The organism is Mycobacterium sp. 1165178.9 (assembly GCF_001673555.1).
Taxonomy (GTDB): Bacteria; Actinomycetota; Actinomycetes; order Mycobacteriales; family Mycobacteriaceae; genus Mycobacterium.
The window spans coordinates 1-537 of sequence record NZ_LZMB01000470.1; the positions used below are offsets into that span (position 1 = coordinate 1).

Consider the following 537-nt stretch of genomic DNA (forward strand, 5'->3'; position numbering starts at 1 on the left):
GTCGAACACATCGGTGCGAAATTCCACCCTTCCACCGATCCCGGCGGGCTCCCCGTCCTCGGTGAACCGTTCAGCCAACGACAACGCCAAATCCATCCGGGCGGTCTGGGTGTCCACCGGCAACGGGGTGACCTCGAGGTCGCCCAAGGTCGACCCGGCGGCGCCGGTGTCGTGCCCGGCGAAGTTCTCCCAGGCCAGCATCACCTGGATCAAGGGGTGATGGGACAGGTTGCGGGTCGGGTTGAGCCGCTCCACGAGGACTTCGAAGGGCACGTCCTGGTGTTCGTAGGCGGCCAGGCTGCGCGTACGCACCTGAGCCAGCACCTCGGCCACGGTGGGATTGCCGGCCAGATCGACCCGCAGCACCAAGGTATTGACGAAAAACCCGACCAACTCATCGAGCGCGGGATCATTGCGGCCGGCGATCGGGAAGCCCACCGCCACCTCCGCGCTGGCAGTGAGCTTGGCCAACAACACCGCCAACGCGGCCTGGACCACCATGAAACTGGTCGCGTTATGCTCGCGGGCCACCCGCGC

1 protein-coding gene is annotated in these 537 nt (G+C 66.5%); it reads right to left on the reverse strand.

Annotated features, from left to right (window positions below; all coding sequences use genetic code 11):
- Window positions 1-537: condensation domain-containing protein (locus tag A5652_RS20235; RefSeq protein WP_156745447.1), on the reverse strand; the 537-nt coding region annotated here is incomplete at both ends.